Origin of the sequence: Bremerella sp. TYQ1 (assembly GCF_020150455.1) — a bacterium.
In the GTDB taxonomy this organism is placed as follows: Bacteria; Planctomycetota; Planctomycetia; order Pirellulales; family Pirellulaceae; genus Bremerella; species Bremerella volcania_A.
The window spans coordinates 5,932,069-5,953,796 of sequence record NZ_CP083740.1 but is presented as its reverse complement, the minus strand read 5'-3'; the positions used below and the strand labels follow the sequence as shown (position 1 = coordinate 5,953,796).

General features: G+C 55.4%; 22 protein-coding genes. 12 read left to right on the top strand and 10 right to left on the bottom strand.

Going from position 1 to position 21,728, the window contains the following annotated elements:
* Positions 1 to 29: 29 nt before the first annotated feature.
* Both LA756_RS24215 and LA756_RS24210 read right to left on the bottom strand, forming a co-directional pair.
* On the bottom strand, positions 30 to 1,172 hold the full coding sequence (locus LA756_RS24215; protein ID WP_224437300.1) for an efflux RND transporter periplasmic adaptor subunit: 1,143 nt from the start codon (positions 1,170 to 1,172) through the stop codon (positions 30 to 32).
* An 89-nt stretch (positions 1,173 to 1,261) separates the two neighbouring features.
* A complete protein-coding gene (locus LA756_RS24210) occupies positions 1,262 to 1,846 on the bottom strand; it encodes a TetR/AcrR family transcriptional regulator (protein ID WP_224437299.1) in 585 nt (194 codons plus the stop codon).
* Positions 1,847 to 2,254: 408 nt separating this feature from the next.
* Between LA756_RS24210 and LA756_RS24205 the strand changes: the two genes are divergently transcribed.
* Entirely contained in the window at positions 2,255 to 2,665 is a 411-nt protein-coding gene (locus LA756_RS24205) for a MarR family winged helix-turn-helix transcriptional regulator (RefSeq protein ID WP_261362058.1), read from the top strand.
* Between the two features lie 138 nt (positions 2,666 to 2,803).
* Here LA756_RS24205 and thpD read toward each other — a convergent pair whose 3' ends face one another.
* The 4 genes from thpD to ectA form a co-directional block, all read right to left on the bottom strand.
* Positions 2,804 to 3,610, bottom strand: coding sequence for an ectoine hydroxylase (gene thpD, locus LA756_RS24200; RefSeq protein ID WP_224437298.1), 807 nt, complete (start codon positions 3,608 to 3,610; stop codon positions 2,804 to 2,806).
* 346 nt (positions 3,611 to 3,956) lie between these two features.
* Entirely contained in the window at positions 3,957 to 4,346 is a 390-nt protein-coding gene (locus LA756_RS24195) for an ectoine synthase (RefSeq protein WP_224437297.1), read from the bottom strand.
* A 256-nt stretch (positions 4,347 to 4,602) separates the two neighbouring features.
* Complete coding sequence (gene ectB, locus LA756_RS24190; RefSeq protein ID WP_224437296.1) at positions 4,603 to 5,883, bottom strand: diaminobutyrate--2-oxoglutarate transaminase; 1,281 nt, start codon at positions 5,881 to 5,883, stop codon at positions 4,603 to 4,605.
* Positions 5,884 to 5,923: 40 nt separating this feature from the next.
* Positions 5,924 to 6,409 carry a diaminobutyrate acetyltransferase gene (gene ectA, locus LA756_RS24185; protein WP_224437295.1) on the bottom strand — a complete coding sequence of 162 codons (486 nt, stop codon included), beginning with the start codon at positions 6,407 to 6,409 and terminating at the stop codon, positions 5,924 to 5,926.
* A 244-nt stretch (positions 6,410 to 6,653) separates the two neighbouring features.
* Here ectA and ehuB point away from each other — a divergent pair, with 244 nt between their 5' ends.
* Genes ehuB through LA756_RS24160 form a run of 5 tightly spaced genes read left to right on the top strand, consistent with a single transcriptional unit; the run spans position 6,654 to position 10,299 of the window.
* Positions 6,654 to 7,559, top strand: coding sequence for an ectoine/hydroxyectoine ABC transporter substrate-binding protein EhuB (gene ehuB / locus LA756_RS24180; protein ID WP_224437294.1), 906 nt, complete (start codon positions 6,654 to 6,656; stop codon positions 7,557 to 7,559).
* On the top strand, positions 7,556 to 8,230 hold the full coding sequence (gene ehuC / locus LA756_RS24175; protein ID WP_224437293.1) for an ectoine/hydroxyectoine ABC transporter permease subunit EhuC: 675 nt from the start codon (positions 7,556 to 7,558) through the stop codon (positions 8,228 to 8,230). Before ehuB ends, ehuC begins: the two co-directional genes overlap by 4 nt.
* Before the next feature lie 2 nt (positions 8,231 to 8,232).
* Positions 8,233 to 8,892, top strand: coding sequence for an ectoine/hydroxyectoine ABC transporter permease subunit EhuD (ehuD, locus tag LA756_RS24170; RefSeq protein ID WP_224437292.1), 660 nt, complete (start codon positions 8,233 to 8,235; stop codon positions 8,890 to 8,892).
* The gene (gene ehuA, locus LA756_RS24165; protein ID WP_224437291.1) at positions 8,889 to 9,668 is read left to right on the top strand and encodes an ectoine/hydroxyectoine ABC transporter ATP-binding protein EhuA; all 780 of its coding nucleotides are present in this window, start codon (positions 8,889 to 8,891) and stop codon (positions 9,666 to 9,668) included. Before ehuD ends, ehuA begins: the two co-directional genes overlap by 4 nt.
* A gap of 7 nt (positions 9,669 to 9,675) precedes the next feature.
* The gene (locus LA756_RS24160; protein ID WP_224437290.1) at positions 9,676 to 10,299 is read left to right on the top strand and encodes a MarC family protein; all 624 of its coding nucleotides are present in this window, start codon (positions 9,676 to 9,678) and stop codon (positions 10,297 to 10,299) included.
* A gap of 146 nt (positions 10,300 to 10,445) precedes the next feature.
* On the opposite strand, the gene LA756_RS24155 is transcribed toward LA756_RS24160, so the two are convergent.
* Positions 10,446 to 10,745, bottom strand: coding sequence for a hypothetical protein (locus LA756_RS24155; protein WP_224437289.1), 300 nt, complete (start codon positions 10,743 to 10,745; stop codon positions 10,446 to 10,448).
* A gap of 55 nt (positions 10,746 to 10,800) precedes the next feature.
* Here LA756_RS24155 and LA756_RS24150 point away from each other — a divergent pair, with 55 nt between their 5' ends.
* From LA756_RS24150 to LA756_RS24130, 5 genes are all read left to right on the top strand, one after another.
* Entirely contained in the window at positions 10,801 to 12,393 is a 1,593-nt protein-coding gene (locus LA756_RS24150) for an amidase (protein WP_224437288.1), read from the top strand.
* Between the two features lie 10 nt (positions 12,394 to 12,403).
* The gene (locus LA756_RS24145) at positions 12,404 to 12,817 is read left to right on the top strand and encodes a YraN family protein (RefSeq protein WP_224437287.1); all 414 of its coding nucleotides are present in this window, start codon (positions 12,404 to 12,406) and stop codon (positions 12,815 to 12,817) included.
* 210 nt (positions 12,818 to 13,027) lie between these two features.
* Entirely contained in the window at positions 13,028 to 14,242 is a 1,215-nt protein-coding gene (locus LA756_RS24140) for a DEAD/DEAH box helicase (protein WP_224437286.1), read from the top strand.
* A 174-nt stretch (positions 14,243 to 14,416) separates the two neighbouring features.
* On the top strand, positions 14,417 to 15,490 hold the full coding sequence (locus LA756_RS24135; RefSeq protein ID WP_224437285.1) for a DUF932 domain-containing protein: 1,074 nt from the start codon (positions 14,417 to 14,419) through the stop codon (positions 15,488 to 15,490).
* Between the two features lie 221 nt (positions 15,491 to 15,711).
* Complete coding sequence (locus tag LA756_RS24130; RefSeq protein ID WP_224437284.1) at positions 15,712 to 16,227, top strand: hypothetical protein; 516 nt, start codon at positions 15,712 to 15,714, stop codon at positions 16,225 to 16,227.
* Positions 16,228 to 16,399: 172 nt separating this feature from the next.
* On the opposite strand, the gene hemA is transcribed toward LA756_RS24130, so the two are convergent.
* From hemA to LA756_RS24115, 3 genes are all read right to left on the bottom strand, one after another.
* The gene (gene hemA / locus LA756_RS24125; RefSeq protein ID WP_224437283.1) at positions 16,400 to 17,674 is read right to left on the bottom strand and encodes a glutamyl-tRNA reductase; all 1,275 of its coding nucleotides are present in this window, start codon (positions 17,672 to 17,674) and stop codon (positions 16,400 to 16,402) included.
* A complete protein-coding gene (gene ccsA, locus LA756_RS24120) occupies positions 17,671 to 18,567 on the bottom strand; it encodes a cytochrome c biogenesis protein CcsA (RefSeq protein ID WP_224437282.1) in 897 nt (298 codons plus the stop codon). The genes hemA and ccsA overlap by 4 nt, the downstream gene beginning before the upstream one ends.
* Before the next feature lie 291 nt (positions 18,568 to 18,858).
* Positions 18,859 to 19,857: a DUF1559 domain-containing protein gene (locus LA756_RS24115; RefSeq protein ID WP_224437281.1), complete on the bottom strand. Its 999-nt coding sequence runs from the start codon at positions 19,855 to 19,857 to the stop codon at positions 18,859 to 18,861.
* 332 nt (positions 19,858 to 20,189) lie between these two features.
* Here LA756_RS24115 and LA756_RS24110 point away from each other — a divergent pair, with 332 nt between their 5' ends.
* Entirely contained in the window at positions 20,190 to 21,524 is a 1,335-nt protein-coding gene (locus tag LA756_RS24110) for a dihydroorotase (protein WP_224437280.1), read from the top strand.
* Positions 21,525 to 21,728: the final 204 nt, after the last annotated feature.

Genomic DNA, 21,728 nt, shown 5'->3' with positions numbered 1-21,728 from the left:
CCTGGTTCGTTCCGAGGCCGACAAGACGATTAGCGAGGCTGCGACGACATATTGACGGCAGTCTTGGAATTCATCGGTGACTCTTCCGAAACCGCAATCGGGGTGCCTGGCAGAAGTCGTTCGTTGCCTTCCACGACGACGAGATCTCCATCGGCAAGTTGCGGCGATTCGACAACGGCCAAATTGCCTGTTTCAAATTTGACGGTTACCGGAGTTCGCATTGCCGTGGTTTGTCCTTCGCCGTTGACAGCTTTAAACACGTAAGCCAATCCGGCCGAACGAATGATCGAGTCTTTGGGAACAGTAAGCGATGGTGCCGAGGGCCCTGTGGGAAGCCATGCCTCGACTGACATTCCCGGAGCGAGAATGGCGTCTTCAGCATCCAGCGTCAGAACGTACTGGAACGTACGTGTTCGCGGGTGCACTTCATGTACTCGTTTGGCCGATGCCGAAACAAACTTGCGATCGGTACCCACAATATGGACCGGCACTTTTTGAGCGTACTGCGAGACGATCCCGGCATAACGTTCCGGCAGTTCCAACCAGGCTTCGACTTGTCCGGTTGAAACCAGGGTCACGAACGGCTCTCCGGCTCGAATCCATTCCCCAGGTTCCGTGTGTCGCATGATGACCTGGCCGTCATACGGAGCACGAACGATCGTATCGTCCAGACGCACCTGAATGAGCTCCAACTGTCGGCGGATTTCGTCGAGGCGGCGGCGATCAGTGGTCAGCTTGGCCTGAGCAATCGTAAGCTCGGTTTCGCTTCGTTCATGCTGTTGTTTCGAGATGGCATTATTGCGGATGAGCGTCGCCGAGCGGTCCATGTCGAGATTGGCTTGGCGGAGTTCGGCTTCGCGTTGAGCGATCAATGCTTCTGCCGTTCCATAGGCCGCTTCCAGTTCACCCTTTTGAGCTTCCAAGCGACGAGCATCGATTCGAGCGATGACGTCGTCCTTCTTCACGGAAGCACCTTCACGAACGGTAACTTCAAGCACGCGACCATCTTCCAACGCCGCGACACTGCCTCGAGCGACCGCTTTCAGGCTTCCGGTGAAGCGATGATGCGGCTCGACCGTCATCGTTTTGGCAGCTACGGCTCGAACCGCCGTGGGCGGCATCTGAGCCATTAATGGAGAAATCATCGTCATCAAGCCTAAAAAGGCCATCATTGTTGACCGCGCCATCATCTCCATCTCCAACGTTAAATGAAATTAGTAGACCAGTCGTCTTGTTCGGATGCCAGGAAAACGATTCGGTTTCAGCTTCGTTTCAGGAGGACCTGAAAAACGAAATGCAGGAACTGGTTCACCGGGCGAATGTGATTATCTACCTGAACGCGTATCATTGCCCCCTCAAAGGAGTAAATGATAAATTCCGCGAGCGATTCAGGGTCGTGTTCCGACGCGATTTCGCCAGCGGCTTGCGCTTCGCGAAGGCATTCGGTCATGATTAAACGCCACTCATCCCAACCATGACGCACGGCGTCGCGGAGGGGTTCACTTAAGGACGATAATTCTAAAGCTAGCTTACAGATCAAGCATTCTTGTCGCAATTCTCGCGAATTAATGTCGTCTCGGGCCCAGATGAAGTATTCCTCTAACCTCTTCAAGGGACTCAACTTCGCGTCCGTTAAGGCCTCGCGAAGTTTCTCGGTGTTCTCCGTTACGGACGACTCAATCACCGCGACGCCCAATTCCTCCTTCGATTTGAAGAAGTGATAGAACGAGCCCTTCGGCACGCCGGCTTCGGTCAGAATCTCGTTCAGTCCGACTCCGTTGTAGCTTTTGGCGATCATCGCCTTGCGGCCTGCCTCGATGATTTCGCTTTTGGTCTCGTTGCCCACGTCGTTATACCTTCCAACCGAATTGGGGTGTCCGCGGAAATATTAGACCAGTCGTCTAGTAGCGTCAAGGGCGAGACCACCACGTAGTTTCCGCAGATATTCCTCGCACACTGGACAAACACTTGTTAAAAACTTCATCAATAAAACCATATAATGGAACAACCCAAGCTGCAAACTCTACGCGCCACTCAACTTCCGCTGGCGTTCGCCCCTCAGATTGGCCGTCATGCTATCGACACATTTCCGATTGAGCGATAGATTGAGAGCATCAATTCACCCGCCGATTCCAATTGCAATTGCCTCTCACAAATGGAAGAACATGACCTAGTCGAACGGATGCTCAGGGCCATTCGTCGGGTGATTTTAAAAACGTCTCGCTACTCGCGATCGCTGGCGAGGAATTCTGGCTTGACGATTCCCCAGCTGCTTTGCCTTCGGGCCATTCGTGACTTGTCGCAAGAGAAAGACGAAGTCACCGCAGCTCAAGTCTCCAATCGTGTTGGTCTGGCAGCTCCGACTGTTTCCCGCATTCTGGAACGGATGGAACGTGGCCAGTTGATCGAACGGATCCGCAACAGCCCTGATCGCCGCCGCGTGCTGATTCACCTGACCGAGACCGGCAAAGAAAAGCTGGCCGGCATTCCGACTCCGCTGCAAGAGCAGTTTGTCAATCGCGTAACGTCGCTCGATGAAGAAGAGCAGCGCAACTTAGTCGCATCGCTCGAACAAGTTGTCGAACTCATGGAAGCGGCCGACCTTGATGTCGAACCGGTCATCTCCGCCGAATACGAACCACGCGACGATCGCCGACTCTCTTAATTGCCCCGATGTATTGCCGGGACAAACTTCTTTCGATCTAGAAGCATAAAGCCGCAACCGTTGCCCTCTGCCTAAGCTTGGAAGAGGGCCGAGCATTTTCGTTCGAGTCTTCTGCGATCCGCGTAGCTTTTCGGCTGCCTACGGGCGATAGCTCAAAAACTTGGGCCGAGGTGGGGTTCCAGCAAACGGGGCTTGCAGTTGGTTCTCGACGCTGTTGAACACAAGAAACAAGTTCGTCCGCGGTTGCGGGCTCAAGTTGCCGACCGAGGCATGCATCGTGTTGCAGTCGAACATTACCGCGGAACCAGGACCACCTTTGGGAGCGACGATCGCTCCGTTCTCGACCAACTGCTCGAGTGCTTCCTGACTTGGTACACCATACTCCTGCTTTTTCAACGAGCTCCGGAAGTGATCCTCCGGCGTCTCACCGACACAGCGGACATACGATTGATGCGAACCTTCAACGAGCATAAGCGGCCCGTTGAATTCGTTGTTCTCGGTCAAACTAATCGAGACGCTCACGGCCCGCATCCGCGGCATGCCATCTTCCATGTGCCAGGTCTCGAAGTCGGAATGCCAGAAGAACTCTTTCCCTTGGAAGGCTGGCTTGAAGTTGATCCGCGACTGATGCAGATAAACATCGCTACCGAGAATTTGCCGTGCGATACCAACGATACTTTCGTCGCGACATACCTTGGCGAAGTAGTCGTTGTCTTCGTGAACGCGAAAGATCGAGCGGATCTCGTGGCTTGTCGGTTCTGAGATGACATGATCCAGATGGGGATCCAAAGACTTTTGCAGATACCGAGCTTCGGCGAGTAAGCTGCGTGCTCGATTTTCGCTGACGAGCTGAGGAAACGGATGATATCCCCATTGCTCGAAGTTTTCTAACTGTTCTCGCATCAGAGGGCCAGCGGCGTCCGGATTCCACAGAACGGGATCCATCCGAGGTGCCATCTGCCAGGTCGTGCTAAAACGCGATGCGTACGGGTCCGTATCAACCGAATGTGCTTGCGGCATGATCCTTCAAAGTACTTAACGGAGTTCGTGATTCGTGGGTTCGACGGTCCCATTCGGCACACAGCCGATCAGGGCGGTCGCGATCCGGTCAGGGACCGTCACGATTCACGACGCATATCCCAGCGGCCCATGGGGGCGGCCGCTGGAAATCGCATGATGCGTCGAGTGTCGCCGTTCGTCCGATCTGAAGTAACTACGGAATGGGACATGCCCACGCAAACGTGAGCATGGCACCCTGACCCATTGCTTCAGATCAGGCAATCGGCTCGCATTAACTGTCGGTCGCCGCAGGATAAACGCCATTTTCGTCGTGGACTTCGTTACCCACCACAGCTGGATTGAATACACAAACCATGCGTGTATCGACGTGCGCCGTCAGCAGATGCTTGTCGTTTTTGTCGAGTGCATAGACCGTGCCAGGCTTGATCTCGAATTTCTCGCCGCTTGGGACGAGCTCGACGGTGGCGTGGCCTTCGATGCAGTAGACCGCTTCCAAGTGGTTCTGGTAATGAATCGGCGTGGTGGTCCCTTCACGCAAGATCGTGTCGTGCAGCGAAAAGCCCATCTTGTCGCCAGCGAGCAGCAAGCGACGGCTGTTCCAGTTGCCACCTTCGACGTCGCGGTCGGTTCCTTTGATCTCGTCGAGACTTCGTACCAGCATGTTGAATAACTCCTGATTTTCTATCGATTAAACGTGAGTGATTTTCCGTTGAGTCTCCGGAAGCAATGCCCGAATGGGGTCAAGCCACGAATTCATTGTGGCGACATTCGACGGCACTTCCAGAGGCAGGATGCCACGGGGGGACAACCTATAAAAAAAACAGGGGCACTCCACCTTAGCAGAGGCCCCCGGGTATTGCTTACCGGAACATCGCCACAACGGACGATGCGGTTGGGCTGTTTTTAGTTGCCGTCGGTTACGACTTGGCAGGAACGATCGACTTCGTCGAAACTTCCGAGCGAAGGTTTTCGTGGATCGCTTCGGTGATGATCCGCAGACCTTCCTTCAGGGCGTCGTATTCGATCGTCAGTGGCGGAAGAACCTTCAGGACTTCGTCGTTTGGTCCGGCCGTTTCAACGATCAAGCCGCGGTTGAACGCCGACTTCGAGATCTTGTTGGCCAGCGATTTGTCCGAGAATTCAATCCCCTGGATCATCCCGCGACCACGGACGCTACCGTCGTATCGATCAGCCATTTCGAGGAACGCATCCTTGATGATGCGGGCCTTCTCGTGGACTTCCTTCGACAGACGATCGTCACGCCAGTAGGTTTCCAGAGCGGCAGCGGCGGTCACGAACGCAGGGTTATGCCCACGGAACGTACCGTTATGCTCGCCAGGATTGAAGGCGTCGAATTCAGGCTTCATCATCGTCAGTGCGAATGGCAAACCGTAACCGGAAAGCGATTTCGACAGACAGATGATATCGGGCTGGATGTCAGCGAACTCGAAGCTGAAGAACGGACCGGTACGACCGCAACCGACTTGAATGTCGTCGAGGATCAACAACGCACCGGAAGCTTTGGCCAGTTCGGCAATCCGCTGCAGCCACTGCTTGGAAGCGACATTCACGCCACCTTCGGCCTGAACCGTTTCCAAGATGAACGCCGCAGGCTTATCGATCCCGCTGCTGTTGTCTTCCAGATAGTTTTCGATCATCGAGATTGTGTCGGTCTCGGCGTCGAAGTAATCGCAGAACGGCATGTGAGTCGTGTTGTGCAGAGCAACCCCGGCACCGGCTCGTTTGCCACTGTTTCCGGTGATCGCCAGCGAACCGAGCGTCATACCGTGGAAACCGTTGGTGAACGAAATAACGTTCTGGCGGCCGGTGACTTTACGGGCAAGCTTCAAAGCGCTTTCGACCGCGTTGGTTCCCGTTGGTCCAGGGAACATCACTTTGTATTCCATACCGCGAGGAGCGAAGAGGACGTCCTGCATCGACTGCAGCAACTTCTTCTTAGCGACGGTGGTCATGTCGAGCGCGTGGGTAATGCCATCGTTCGAGATGTACTCGATCAACGCGTTTTTGAGGGTTTCGTTGTTGTGGCCGTAGTTCAGCGAGCCAGCACCAGCGAAAAAGTCGATGTACGCTTTGCCTCGCTCGTCGATCATCAAGTGGTCCTTCGACGTCTTGAACGTCGTAGGGAACGATCGGCAATAACCACGTACGTTTGATTCCATTCGGTCAATAATATTCATGATCTCTCTTATTGGTTTGAGGCCAATTTCGAATATTCGATTACTGTTTGGGGCTTATGGGGCCAACCCGGCATAGCTCTTCCGGATCGTGCGCAAAGTTTCCGAAGTGTTCCGCGAGGAAATAGGGTGTGAATGCTATTTCTGTATGCAAGGAACGTGCCAGGGCAGCAAAGAGTCCGCGAGATGGCTGGTTGTCAGGCGTAATGGTCGCCTCGACCCACTCAAGCTTGTCTGCGGGGAATTGAGCAATCAGTGCTTCTAACATCCGCTTGGCTAAACCCTGGCGTCTCGCTTCCGGCGCGACAACGACCTGCCAAACGAATAAGGATGTTGGTCGCGTCGGCGGGGTATATCCCGTAACAAAACCAACGATGGATCCATCAAGTTCCGCGACGACACAAGTGTCGGCGAAATCTTGGCACAACAGTAAGTAGAGGTAGCACGAGTTATCGTCTATCTCTTCGCTGTTGGCGACCAACTGACGAAGCTTCGCGCCGTCTTCGACGCAAGGTTTCCGGATGATCATCCGGGCTGATTACCTCCTCTAGAGTCCATCTGCTTCGCGTCCCGTCGATCCACACGACCGAGGGGAGTACCCAGGCAACTGGATTCGCGAAAATTACTGCAGCAATGGTTGCTGCCGCAACTAATTAGCTTTAGAATTTAGCACGTTTGGGCTCCGAGATCAATGTGCTCACAACTGTTTTCTCGGAGAACATGCCAAAGACACAACTTGTCTCGCTATCAATAGTTACGAAACGAACAAAATAATGTTCGATGAAAATAAGTCTGAGATTTCATTAACCGGTATATCAGTACTGCTAATACTAGTAGCAGGCCTGGGCGTAATCTTTTGGCAAGCAACCCGGACTAACGTCAATGATGAAAACACCTTAGCCCGGATTCAGCGGACAGGAACAATCCGCATCGCGTTCGCCAATGAGGCCCCCTACGGATACCTCGATACAACTACAGGCGAGGTCACCGGCGAGGCTCCAGAAATTGCCAAAGCGATCTTAAAAAAGATGGGTGTCGACCATGTGGAACCCATTGTGGCGGATTTCGGATCACTCATTCCTGGTCTGAAAGCGAAACGAGTCGACATGATTGCCGCGGGGATGTACATCACCCCCCAGCGAGCCAAAGAGATCTCCTTCTCCAATCCGACGTACGGAATCGGTGAGTCGTTTATCGTGAAAGCAGGCAACCCGCTCGATTTGCACGGATACGAAGATGTCCGCGACAACCCCGACGCCAAGATCGGCGTGATGGGGGGAAGCGTCGAGCAAGGGTATGCCCGAGATATGGGTGTCAGCGATAACCAGGTGTTAGTCTTCTCGGACTACAACAGCGCTATCCTGGGACTCAAAGGTGGGCAGATCGATGCCGTCGCCGCGACCGACTTAACGGTCAACGATTTGCTACGCAAGCAAGACAGCGACGAGATCGAGAAAGCAAGCGACTTCCAAGACCCAGTGATCGATGGCAACACGATTCGGGGCTACGGGGCGTTCGGCTTTCGCCAAGAGGATGTCGCACTGCGAGAACGTTTCAATGAAGAACTCGCCAAGTTCATTGGTTCGCCGGAGCATCTGGAACTGATCGAACCATTCGGCTTCGACGAGTCGACCCTGCCAGGCGATGTTACTGCGAAGGAATTGTCTGAAACACCGTGAGCAATCTCCCCCCTCCCTTTGACCTGCTTCCCTTCCTGCTGCAAGGGCTGCACATCACTGTCATCATCACGCTCGGCGGCTGCGCTGTGGCGATCTTTTTGTCGGTGCTGTTTGGCGTGTGGAGCAAGTCGACCGATCCAATTCTGCGTTGGCTAAGCGCGTTTTACATCACCGTTTTCCGCGGTGCGAGTGCGTTGATCTTGCTGTATTGGTTCTACTTCGCGATGCCGGAGCTGACCAATATCCGCCTCGATGCCATCTCGACCGGCATCTTGGTTTTGGGTGCGAACGTCGGAGCCTATGGCGCCGAAGTCGTGCGGGCCAGTCTCGAATCGGTTCCTAAAGGACAATATCAAGCTGCCGCCGCGTTGAACCTCAGCCGATGGCAAACGATGCGATACGTCATCTTTCCTCAAGCAATCCTGGCGATGATTCCGCCGTTTGGGAACTTGATGATCGAACTTCTCAAAGGAACCGCGTTGGTCTCGACAATCACCGTGACCGACCTCACGCTGCAGGGCAAGTTCCTGCGAGACGATACTCATCGTTCGTTCGAGATCTTTGGCTTGCTGCTGATCGTTTACTTCCTGCTCTCGATGATCATCACCGCCATCTTCCGCGTGCTGGAGCATCGCTATTCCCGAGGACGTGATTACGGAGGAGGGAACTAACCATGTGGAAATGGGACGTCGTGTGGCAAGTCATGCCGCACATCCTTAGCGGTTTAATCGTCACCCTGGAAGCGGTCGCCGGCGGCATGGTCCTGGCGTTGATCCTTGGTTTGCTTTGGGCCGTGATGCGCCGCTCGAAATCGACTTACATCAGTTGGCCAGCGTGGGGCGTTGTCGAGTTCGTCCGGAGTACGCCGCTACTGGTACAGCTGTTTTTCGTCTATTACGTCATGATCGACGTGGTCGGCCGAGGCTTCTCGCCGCTGATGACCGGTATCCTGGTGCTCGGCGTGCATTACAGCTGCTATACGGCTGAAGTCTATCGGGCAGGGCTCGATGGTATCGCTCGGGGCCAATGGAACGCGGCCAAAGCGCTGAATCTGACCCCGCTGCAAACCTATCGCTACGTGATCCTTCCCCAAGCGATTCCGCCCATCCTGCCGAACCTCGGCAATTACCTGATCGCGATGCTGAAGGAAGCACCGCTGCTGTCGACGATTACTGTCTTGGAAATCTTGAACGAAGCAAAGATCTTCGGCAACGAACATTACCGATACCTGGAACCCCTGACGATCGTGGGTGTGCTTTTCATCCTGCTAAGCCTATTGGCTGGGCTGTCGGTCGAATGGCTTCGCAAACGCACCGCGGCAATGACCTCATGAGCGACACGACCCCTCAACTTCAAATTCGCGATCTCCAAAAGACCTACGGCACTAACCAGGTGCTGCGAGGCTTGAACGTCGATATTCATTCCGGCGAAAAGATTGCCATCATCGGTCCCAGCGGTTCCGGCAAAAGTACGTTGCTACGGATCCTGATGACGCTGGAAGCCCCCAACGGCGGCACGGTGATGGTCGATGGCGAATCAGTTTGGACGATGAACGTCAACGGCACCGAGAAGAAAGCGGACGAAGCCCACATGCGGCGGATGCGTTCGAAGCTGGGGATGGTTTTCCAGCACTTCTTTTTGTTTCCCCATCTTTCCGTTCGTCAGAATTTAACGCTCGCCCCGAAACTGGTGAACAACGTTTCCGGTACCGTCGCCGACGAGAAAGCGATGCAGCTGCTGGAAATGGTCGGCATGGATGGCAAAGCGGACGCGCACCCGGCCCAACTTTCCGGCGGGCAGAAACAGCGCGTCGCGATTGCGCGAGCCTTGGCGATGCAGCCAGAGATCATGCTGTTCGACGAAGTCACCTCCGCGCTCGACCCCGAGTTGGTACACGAAGTGCTCAACGTGCTGCGGAAGCTGGCCGAAAAGTCGGACATGACGATGCTGTTGGTCACCCACGAGATGAACTTCGCACGAGAGATCGCTGATCGCGTGCTGTTCTTCGACCAAGGCGTCATCCTCGAAGAAGGTCCGCCGAGCCAGATTTTCACCGAACCCAAAGAAAAACGCACCCAGGAATTTCTCAAGACGGTATTGGAAGCCTAGCCCCACGATGCTTAGCCAAGAGCTGATTGACTCCGCGACACTGCTACTAGTTCTCTTAAATCCTTTTCTCCTGTGCATCTACCTGCTTGATCTAATCGAAGGATTAGACCTGCAGAGTTTCACCAAAACGATGGTGCGCACCGGGCTTATGAGTGCTGCCATTTACTTTGGCTTTGCGGTTGTGGGAGATCAGGTCTTCACCACAATCTTCAAAGTCCGCTACGAGTCGTTCTTGATGTTCGGCGGAGTGGTGTTTTTGCTGGTTTCGATTCGCCTGGTGATGAACGGCAGCAGTGCCCTTAAAGGCCTGCGAGGTGAACAGCCGCACGGCGCCGAAGGAACGGCTTTGCCCTTTATGCTGGGACCAGGAACGATCAGCGCTTCGATCGTGACAGGCTCCAAAGTGTCGATCCCGGAAGCGGCTGGGGCGATCGGATTTGCCGTCTTCGTCTGCGTGATCTCGATCATCGTCCTGAAATGGATTCATGACATGATCCGCAAACGCTGGGAACCGATCATGGAACGCTACCTCGACACGATCGGCCGAATCATGGCCCTGCTCACCGGCACGATCGCCGTCGACATGATCCTCAACGGCATGGGCCAATGGCTAGGAACCGGGGCAAGCTAGAGAGTGCTGAGCATGTGTTACGCCCCATCAACGATTCGATCGGCTCGTTCTAAACGACGATCGACGACGACAATGTAATACCGAATTTCGACAGATCAACCTGGGCAGTGTCAGTTCAGACAAGTCAGTCGAGACAATCTCCATGATCAGGCAATAATCCCGGCTTGAGCAAGACGGTCACGAACGCGTTGGATTACCTCTTCTTTGTTAAGCGGCGAAAAATTGCCCGATTCGCTATCAGCGATGGCCTGCTGGGTTTTCGCGTTCCACTGGAGAACGGCTTCCTCTTCCATGCGATCCAAGGCATCTATCGCTTGGCGCAACACTTCCTCTTCACTGTTAAAGTTGCCCTTAGCAATTCGAGCCGCGATTCTTTCCTGAACGTCTGGGGGAATTTGTTGGTTCATAAAATGCATTCTAGCTTTGCCCACACGTTCGACAATCAAAATCGGGATCATTAGACTCCGAGACATCACGGAGGCTCTTCGGTAGAATCAGGCCATGCAACGCACGTCCCAAAAACTTTGGCAACTGGGTGCCGCCCAGTTGGCCCGATTGGTTTCTTCCGGCGAGGTCTCGTCGAGCGAAGTGGTCGCCGCACACATTCAGCGGATCGAAGCGGTCAATCCTTCATTGAATGCCGTGGTCGAAACGTTCTTTGATCAGGCCACCGAAACGGCCAAACGGCTCGACAACGATCCTCACTTTTGCGAAGGAGGCTTGCTGCGCGGTGTTCCTCTTTCGATTAAAGAATGCTTCCACGTAGCGGGCGGAAAGTCGACGCTGGGGATGACGACTCCCGCGGTCGAACATCCCAGTGACGGGCCTTTGGTCGCGCGGCTTCGGCAAGCTGGTGGAGTGGTCTTGGGGCTCACGAATGTGCCGCAATTAATGATCATTCACGAGACACGCAATCCGGTCTTCGGCACGACGCACAATCCTTGGAACGTCGATCGCAGTGTCGGCGGAAGCAGTGGTGGCGAAGCAGCCATTTTGGCGGCCGGCGGAACGGCCCTCGGACTGGGCAGCGACTTGGGCGGAAGCATTCGCCTGCCGAGTCACTTCTGCGGAATCGCCGGTTTGAAGCCGACATCGCGGCGACTGGTCCGCAGCGGAGCGGTCGAAAACTTACGTGGCATGTCGTGGCTCGAATTCCAGCCAGGTCCCATGGCACGGCACGTGGCCGATCTTCGCCTGGCGATGCAGGTTTTGTCGCGTCGAGATCCCCAAACCAAATGGGACGAGGCGGAAGATCCTCCGCTGGGATTTTCTGACCATGGTCCGATCGATATTGCTCAGCTGCGCATCGGCGTTTATGACGACGACGAGTTCTTCCCCCCCTGCCCCGCCGTGCGAAGAGCGATTGCCGAGGGCGCCGCAGGCCTGAAAGCTCAAGGGGCGACGATCGTTCCACTTCCACCTCCCCGCACGCTGGAGGTGCTGAAGTCGTACTTTGCGATTGCCAGCGCCGACGGTGGAAAAGACTTTCGTCGGATGCTGAAAGGTAGCAAGCTCGATCCAGAAGTGGCCCGACTCGTTCGCTTGGCCGCGATGCCCCGATGGCTACGGCCGCTGGTGGCGATGCTCGCGCTGAAGCCATTTCGGAAACGTAAAATGGCTTCCCTCTTTCAAGCGTCGGGGCCACGCTCGGCCAATTCGCTATGGCAAATTACGTACGAAGCTGCCCAGCAAGTCGGCGAGATCTTCCAGACATGGGACGCGGCAAACGTCGATGTCGTTCTGTGCCCCACCCATGCCACTCCCGCGCTGAAGCGGAACTACGCCGTCGACATGATGCCTGCGGCAAGCTACAGCGTAGTGATGAACCTGCTAGGCGTGCCGTGCGGTAACGTTCCCGCGACACGGGTACAGCCTGAAGAAGAAACCGACCGCGAAACCAAGTCGGACGCCAGCTACCGCCTGGCGAAGTCGGTCGAACTGGGCAGCACGGGGCTTCCTGTCGGCGTGCAAGTCGCCGGTCGGTTTTGGCGGGAAGATCAAGTCCTCGCCGTCATGGAAGCCCTCGAGTCGCACTACCGCACGCGGCCTGACTTCCCCGATATCAGCGAGCTTCCTCCGCTCGCGAAGTCGTAAAGGCAGATGCATGTTGACCTGGCTTAAATCGTGGTGGCAGCCCAAGTCGCTAGGTCAACGTGGCGAACAGTTCGCCTGCAAGTACCTTCGCCGCCGCGGCTACACGATTGTCGCGACCCAAGATCGTTCGCGACTCGGCGAAATCGACATCATTGCGGTGCAAGATCACACGATCGTTTTCGTCGAAGTGAAAACCCGCGCCGCGGAAGAAAAGGGCTCGCCGGATGAAGCGGTGAATCGCGACAAGCAGCAGCGACTCACGCGTGCCGCGCTAGCGTATATGCGACGACACGACCTGCTGGGAAACTGCCCGGCCCGATTCGATGTCATCGCCATCGTCTGGCCGGCACACCAACGTACGCCTGAAGTCCGGCATTTCGAGAACGCCTTCGAACCGACAGGGCAGTTCCAGATGTTTTCCTGATCGATACCATTCTTTCTTAATCTCCTACAGCACTGGCACTTACAACGCGTGCCGATTGTTTTTCCTAATTATTTTTCTACGCCAAATCGGAAGTGACCCAACGTGTCATCCGGCTAATCGATAGTACCTGTGTCGCGGATGGGAAAGGTTTTCCGCCGGGCTGCACACGACACAAACACATCACTTTGCCGAGATATGGAGAGGTCTGTCATGGCTTTGGGAATTGGCCTGGAATTGGGTGATTGGATCGAAGAATCGACCGAAACAAAGTCCGCTTTCGCGGAGTTGTCCCTGCTGGAAGATCTGTTCGAGGGTGTCGATGCTCAGCCGCGTCCTTATCAAAAACGAATCGTCACCAAGGCGATCAAGGCTCTCTTAAACGCACACGCCGATCCGTTCGACGAGTTCGCTGGGTCGAGTGCCTCGGTCCTGGTCGAAAGTCCCACGGGCAGCGGGAAAACGGTCATGGGCCTGGCAATCGCCCAGTGGATGCAAAAACATTTCGGTCTTTCCATCGGCTGGGTTTCGATGCGTCGCAATCTGCTTAGCCAGGCTCAAGCCGAAAACCTGGCTCGCGGCTTCGATGTGAAGCTCGAACTGATCTCGATGTTCGACAAAGATCCTCCGAAAGTCGACATGCTGATTGTCGACGAAGCCCAGCACGATGCCGCAATGAGCATGGCCAATCTGCACTGCACGATTCGTCCGCAATACATCCTGGGGCTGACCGCGACTCCCTTCCGCGGCGACCGTGTCAAGCTTTGCTTCGATCATGTCATTCGCGATGCCGGAATCCATCAGTTGATTCAAGATGGTTACCTGAGCGAATACCACCACTACACCATTCCGGAATATACCCCGGGTGCCGTCGCGGAGACCTACGCGTCGGACATCACGCGGTGGGGGAAGTCGATTGTCTTCTTCCACCGCCACGACCAATGCGTCGAATGCCAAGAGGAGCTCACGCTTCGTGGCATTCGCAGCGAGATTGTGACCGCCAAGAGTGATCGCGATCGGCAACTGGCCGACTTCATTGCCGGCAAAGTCAACGTGCTGATCAACATGAACATTCTGACGGAAGGATTTGACTGCCCCGACTTGAAGACGGTCTTCTGTCGTCCTTCAAGCAAGGCCTGCACCATCCAGATGTGCGGCCGAGTGTTCCGCAAGCACTCGGATCACCCGCACAAGCAAGTGGTGCAATGCCAACAAACCCCGCATCCGATTCTGAAAACGGCCGCGGCCAACGAGCAGTACGTGTGGGCCGGCGATCAGTGGAACAGCCTCAAGATGAACCGCCAGATTGAAGCGATCAGCCAGCGGTCGCGCAAACTGATCGCCGGTACCCCAGTCAAACTGCCCAAGCTAGTCGCTGCCCTCAAAGAAACGAGACCGATGTGGGAACAGCGGCGGAATCGGTTTTAGTAGGGCTCGCTGTGCGGACCAACGTCGGGATGGCACTTCGCACTTAGTCAGCCATCACGATCATGCCAACCAAGCGTTCCTCCTTGGTATCGCCTCAGGAGGATGCAAGCCTACGGAGTCTGGAACCCAACTGCATTTTCGGTCCGCACAGCGGACCCAACGGGAGAAAATCTCATGAAATGGAACTTTGAATACGGACATGCTCGCGTTTCCGATTTTCGTGTCGAAGCGGAGCGGGACGCAAAATCAGGCCGGGTAAATGTGACGGGGATCGAATTGCATGGCGAGAAGCTTCGCCCGACCAAGCGATTCTGGAAGTCGATGTTCATGCGATTTGGTTTTTCCGAAAGCGTCTTCCGTTACTTCGACCACGGCGAAGTCTTCCAGCGAATCTCGGAAAAAGCCCCGAACGACTCGGTTCGATTTTGCCTGGAACGTGGTGGTGCCAAGGGGCCGCGTTTGCTTTCGGTGAGCAATCCAAAACGCCCCGTTATCACGCATGAAGAAGTTCGCGGGCTGCTCGATCAATACGATGGCAAAGACATCAAGTACACCGAGGGAGTGATTACCAGCACGCATCGCCCTCGCAGTGGTGACTGCGATTTTGAAATCGGCGGCGATCGATTCAAGCATCGCTTTGTCATGGAAACGCCGATCGATGGATTCAGCCAGCCGAAAATTTACCTTTCGTTTCTCCGCATGTTGTGCAGCAACGGGGCGATTGGCTACAGCCGGGCCTTCCGCAGCGACATCAGTCTAGGCAAAGACATCGGCCACTGCATCTCGCGGGCCCTGGAAAGTTACGACAACGGCGAAGGCTACGCCGGACTGCGTCAACGTTTCGAGAGTTCGCAAACGTCGTGGGCTTCGCTCAACGAGTGCAACAAGCTGTACAAGTTGCTGTTCAAGTGGGACCGCTCGAAGTCGTTCGATCGCCCCAACGTGCTCGGCGACTTCCACCGTTTGACGGGGCGGATGAATCAGCTGTACGGTCTGACTAATCTCGATGCCCTCAGCGAAAAGCGACTTCGCGTGCTACCAGCCAAGTGCCGCGTGTACGACCTGGTCAATTTCGCAAGCGAAGTAGCCACGCATCACGCCGATGAAGCAGCTTCGCGGACGTTGCAAGCCTACATCGGCAGTCTCATCTCGGACGAATACGACATGGAAGGGACCGCTGGGGAAGGCTCCGAATTCGCCGACTTCTTTGTCACCGACGAAAAACCCGCGAATGTCCTGATGAACTAGAGTTCTGTCGCCCTTACAGAGCTCTTTGATTTGTATGGCAACCGATACCAGGGGCTCAACGCCCCTGGCTATTTTCTTTCGTCCCTTCGGAGTCTATGGGCCTTCCATTGATCGCTTCTGATGCGATGCACGCCAATGCTTCTCGATGTGAGTGGCTTTGCATTCCTGGAATCGTTTTGGCAAAATATCGGCTCTTTCGCTTTTCTCTTTTCTGAGCCCCGATGTCTGAAAACGCCCCGCCTCGTCCTTCTGCTGTCCTGATAGGATTTGCCCTGATCGTGATCGGCAGCTGTGTCTACCCGGTCGGCGTTGGCTTGGAAGCTCAATGGATTTCTGATCCGATTACCAATTGGCTAGGGCTGATTCTCATCGCCACTTTCGGCTCGCTCGCATTTTCCCAGTACGTGGCCGTTTTCCGGAAATCACGGTTCTTCTCAAGCGTTGCCATCTGCTTGTTGGTGACGATCAGCCTGCTGACGTTCGTATTCGTTTTGTTGATGTTCAAAGCCGTCACATCGTCGAATGACGCAGCAAACTTCATGCTGCCAATTCTCGCCTGCATGTGCTTGGTGTACGCGTGCACGGTCGTATTGACGTATCGCTGGCAAACCGAATTGATCAACGCCAAGCTGTCGCAATGCGTGAGTGAACCAGCCAAGAACCTGAGACTGTTCGATCTGTTCGCGATCACCTCGTTCACGGCAGGCATCGTCGCGTATTTGGCTTCCGTCTTTTAGCGATTCAAGACACGAACTGGCGTTTCGGCAAAAACGTAGGGTCCGCTGTGCGGACGCAGTAACGTGTTTTCAAACGGAAACCGCAATGACTAAGTAATGTCCGACATCGATTTACGACGCAATGCGTTCTGCTCGTGGTCGCCGTAAACCGCGTCCGCACAGCGGCCCCTACTTAGTCGTAGAGGCGGAACAAGCGTTTCAGGGCATCGAGAAGTCCCCCTTGGGCGCCGCTTTCGATGTCGTCTCGTAGCGACTCCAGTGGCGGATGCAGCAGTTTATTGACCAAGCGATCGAACGAGCGTTCGATTTCCTTTTGCATCTTTGGGTCGAGATCGGCCAGTTTGTTGAGCAGGCGTTTCAGTTCATCCTGCTTCAGTTCGTCGGCCGCTTGTTTCAGCCGTTTGATTGTCGGTCCGGTCGCGCGGTGATGCAGATCGGCCATGAACTTGGCCGTCTCTTTTTCGACAATCCGCTCTGCTTTGGGCCATTCCAGCTCGCGCGACTTTCGGTTCTTCTCGCACGCTTTTTGCAGATCGTCGATGGAAAAGAGATAGACCCCAACACAGTCTCCAATCTTCGGATCGAAGTCTCGTGGAATGGCCAAGTCCAAAATGAACAACGTCTTTTGATAACGCTTCGATTCGACTTCCTGAAACTGCTCGTACGTGATGATCGGCTCGGTCGCTCCCGTCGTGCTGATGACTACGTCGGCACGTACCAGTTGCCGCGTCAGCTCTTCCCAGGAGAAGGCCTGAGCGTCGAACGCTTCAGCCAGTTTCTGCCCTCGCTCGAGGTTGCGATTCACCACGCTGAAGTCTTTCACGCCCATGTCGCGGAGGTAGTTGAGCGTCTCTTCGCCCATTTCTCCGGCACCGATGATCAATACCTTCTTGTCGTCGAATCGATCGAAGATACTCGAAGCGAATTCACCGACAGCCACGCTCGGAATGCTGACGCGTTTCTGGTGAATGTTCGTTTCGTTGTGAACCCGCTTAGCGACGTGAATGGCCGCTTGAAAGACACTGTGGGTCAACGTACCAGCACAGTCGGCATCGGTTGCCATCTCGTAGGCTTGCTTGACCTGGGAAAGGATCTGCGCTTCGCCAACGACCATGCTGTCTAAACTGGCCGCCACGGTAAACAAGTGCCGCACGACATCTTCGCCGGTCCGTTCAAGCACGTTGTCGAAGATCTGTTCCGATTCCAGCTCGTGAAACTGAGCGAGGAAGTCGACCATGTCGTGATGGCTGGGGAACTTCGTCGGATCGATTGCGGCGGTATAAAACTCGGTCCGGTTGCACGTCGAGAGGATCACCGATTCGGTATCGGGGAAGTTCTCGCGCAGCAGCAGCATCGCCTTCTTGGCTTGCTCTGGCGTGAACGCCAAACGCTCGCGGACTTCGACATTCGCGTTGTGGTGACTACAGCCGATCATGTGGAGCTTCATCGGGTGAGGCTCCTTTCCCTGGCGATCGGCATGGCGGCTGGAGCGGCGGAGATTTCTTCCGTCGAACTACCGGTTTTGCGGGCATGCTGTGACGGACCGAACAAGATCAGCGCGAGCACCAACGCCAGGAACACAAAGTTGGCCATCGTCAGGTAAGCGACTTTTTGCCCACGACGCGCCGGACGATAGACCACCTCGAAGATCATCGCGGCGACCAGCCACAAAAACAAAATCGCCGAGCTCCAGATCACTGGGTCGGTCCAAGGGAAGCTGTTGTGATTGATCTTCAGCAAGATGCCTGCGAACATGCCCCCGGCCAGCAGACAGGTCGAGATCACTAGCGCGCGGCGGTTGGTCGTTTCGAGCCACTCCAGGCTCGGCAGCTTGAAACCTTCGGTCGACAACATCTTATGTTTTAGTCGATACGACTGAATCAGATACATGATCCCCGTCACGAACCCCAGCATTACCACGACGGTGCCTGCCAAGAGTGCGGTACCGTGGATGACGCCCCATGTCTCGGCCGAAGTCTCGGCGCCAAACGGTGCGACTTGATCCATCAAGTAAGCCACGCCGATCAACAGCAACACCAGCGGCAGCAGAAACAAACCCAGTGAAGTCCCTGGCTGCGCGAACGCGGCGATCACGTACAGCGACATCAACACCCACGCCGCCATCAAGCACCATTGGTGCCACGACGAAATCGGCCCCGATTGAATAACCCCTTGCTGCTCGGCAATCAGGTACAGCGTATGCGTCACCAAGCCGACGACGCCGAAACCGAGCGAAAAGATGGCCCGCGACCGTGCACGAATCCAGATCCGCGCAATCTCAAGCCCTAGCGTAATCGCGTAACAAGCAGCAAAACAAAGCAGGGTGATCCCAGACAGCATGACCGTTCTAATCGGACCTTCGTGGCAAGAAGGGGGTTCTTTCTTCAGTAAGTGGGATCGGCGAGGCCAGTCGGAAGCTTCATCGGCATCGGCATCTTCGCCCCGCTTCCCGGCAAGGTAGGTAACGTCGACTCTGTTATTCTAGTCGACGCTATTATTTTAGTTGTGAGGCCCCCTCAAGGGTAACTCCCCCTGGGCGTGGTATTTAGGGGGAAACCGACGCCAGCGATATGTGGGCTGGGTTAGCAAACGCAGATCACCCTGGCCAAAAAATCTCTTTTCCAGGGACAGTTACGGCAACGAGACCACGTTTCCGTCGGCTCGATAGCCCAGATTTTGCCACGTTGGCTCGTCGATCGTCTCCGAAATCCGCGAGACACCGCCGTCGGCTCTGGCCATCAGCACAATCCCGGGGTGAGGTCCGCCGAAGGTGAAATGGCATTCGTCGCGAATCGTTCCCGTCCCCTTCCCCGAGTCAGGATGTTTGGCCTGCATACATTTCAGCACGGAGGCATAAGGGGGCCAAAACGTCGAACGCATGCTATGCAGATCGCCTTCCATCCACATCGCGTGCAAGCGGCCATCTCGATTAGAGGGCACCACGTAGTCGTCCTCGGCCGTGTCGTACTGGGCCGCTTCTCCCAGCAGAAACGTATGACTCATCCCATCGGTGATCGCTTCAAACCGCACGCATCGATTGACGAGAAACGGTCCCTGGACGTCGGAATCTTCATCTTTGAAGCTTGTGACGAAATAATCGCGACGCCCACCGACGTTCCATTTTCCGCCAGCGTTGAATGCGTAGCTGGTCACCAGCACGTTGTCGTACTCTTCCACATCGGCCCGGGCATAACGTGGCGAGACCCGCTGGCCTGCGAACGGATCGGAAGGGCATTGATAGGTGCCCATCTCGGCGTCGTGCATCTCCTGGTAAGCCCCGATCGGAGCGTTCCAGTCGATTCCCTTAAAGCGGTTGTGCAAAGGAGACTGCTCGATGAACGGCAGCAGCTGCATGAACCCCGTCCAGCGCCAGTCGGCATCGTTGGGGATATCCTTGGTCGCCATCGCTCCGTACGGCAGCGAGTGAAACGTATCGTGATAGGTATGACACGCCAACGCGATCTGTTTCAGCTGGTTGCTGCATTTCATTCGCCGAGCCGCTTCGCGTGCTTGTTGAACGGCAGGCAAAAGCAGCGCGATCAAGATTCCGATGATCGCAATCACGACCAGCAATTCCACCAGTGTGAAACCAGGTAAACGGGGAAGTCGGGTTGGTTGTCGCTTCCTCACAGAAGACACCCTGTTCGGGGGAACTTAAGCCAGCATGAATGGGACCTATTGGATCGGGGGAGCAGCCCCATGTCAATTCTTTGCGGCCAGTTTCCCTTCCAGGTCTTTCCCGGCCTTCGGACCGCTTTCATGAGGGGGCAAAACATCTTATAGTAGGCGTTTACGTTCTGGCTTCGGGGATCTACCGTGCGCCCCAGGACCAAACAGCCAAAGCAAAAAAAGTCTCGCTAAGACAATCTCGCGCCCCACGTTCGTCGCCGACCAGTTTTCCTTGCACTCGGCTACCCCCTACTTTTGCGTGGGCCCTACCGTTTTCGACCGCAGGATATTGAATGAAAACGCTGATTAAGAACGCCACCGTAGTTTTGCCGGATGGACCGCAGAAGACGTCCGTTTTGATCGATGGTGCCCAGATTGCCGACATCGATCCGGCCGAATCGGTCAAAGTCGACGAAACGGTCTACGCCTACGGCATGACACTGATCCCCGGCGTCATCGATCCGCACGTCCACATGCGTGACCCTGGTTTCACCTCCAAGGAAGACCTCCGCAGCGGTAGCCGCGCATGTGCCAAGGGGGGCATCACCACCTTCCTGGAAATGCCCAACACCAATCCAGCGACTGTTTCGCAAAAGCTGCTGGAAGAAAAGCTGACGTTGGCGGCTAACAAAAGCATCGTCAACTACGGCTTCTTCATGGGCGCGACTCTGCAGAACATGGAAGAGCTGAAGACTGCCAAACGCACGCCTGGCATCAAGATCTACATGGGCAGCAGCACCGGCGACATGGCCCTCACCGATCCAGGCCTTTTGGAAGCGATCTTCGCCGAAACCAAGCTACCGATCGCCGTTCATGCGGAAGACGAATCGATCATCGAAAAGATGAAGCAGGAATGTGCCGGCACGCGCAACGTGATGGACCACTCCAAGATTCGCAACGTCGATGCCGAAGTCGCCGCCGTCAAAAAGGCATGCGAACTGGCTCGCGAATACAAGCATCGTCTGCACATCTGCCATGTCAGTGCTGGGGCTTCGGTTGACATCTTCGAGGATCACGCCGATGTGATCACCGCAGAAGTTTGCCCGCACCACTTGTTCCTGAACATCGAAGATTACTTGAACCTGGGCACGCTTGCTCAGATGAATCCTTCGCTCAAAACGAAGGAAGACAACGAAACGCTCTTCCAGGCCCTGCTGGACGACAAGATTCAAATCGTCGCGACCGATCATGCTCCGCACCTTTGGGACGAAAAGTGCGGCCGCTACCCTGACACCCCCAGCGGTGTTCCTGGGGTCGACACGGCGTTGCCGCTGATGCTGGACATGGTCGCCAAAGACAAGTGCACCATCGAAGACGTCGTGCACTGGATGTGCGAAGGCCCTGCATTGGTTTGGGATATCCTGGAAAAGGGTCGCATCGAAGTAGGCTACGACGCCGACTTGGTGCTGATCGACATGAACAAGACCCAAACCATCCGCGGCCCCCAAATGGAATCGAAGTGCCGCTGGACCCCATTCGAAGGCCGAGAAGTCACCGGCTGGCCAATGCGAACATGGGTGTGTGGTAAGGAAGTCTACCGCGACGGCCAATTCGACGAATCCCGCATGGGCGTCGAAGCCATGTTCGACCACGACCGAGGCGGCTACTGGGCCGGCGTCGAAGATTAGTTTTCCCCTGCCGATTTGCCTCTCAATGCACAGCTGTCGGCAGACAGGACTCGCGCATCCCGTGTTCAACAACCGGGGTGCCACTGGCTTTTTCAGTGTGGAAGCTACTCCGCGATCACCATTTTAAATCGCAATAGCCAGCGGCAATTTACCGCTGGCTATTATTCTAGACCGTTCTCAAATCGATTCGAGGCTTTCCACTTC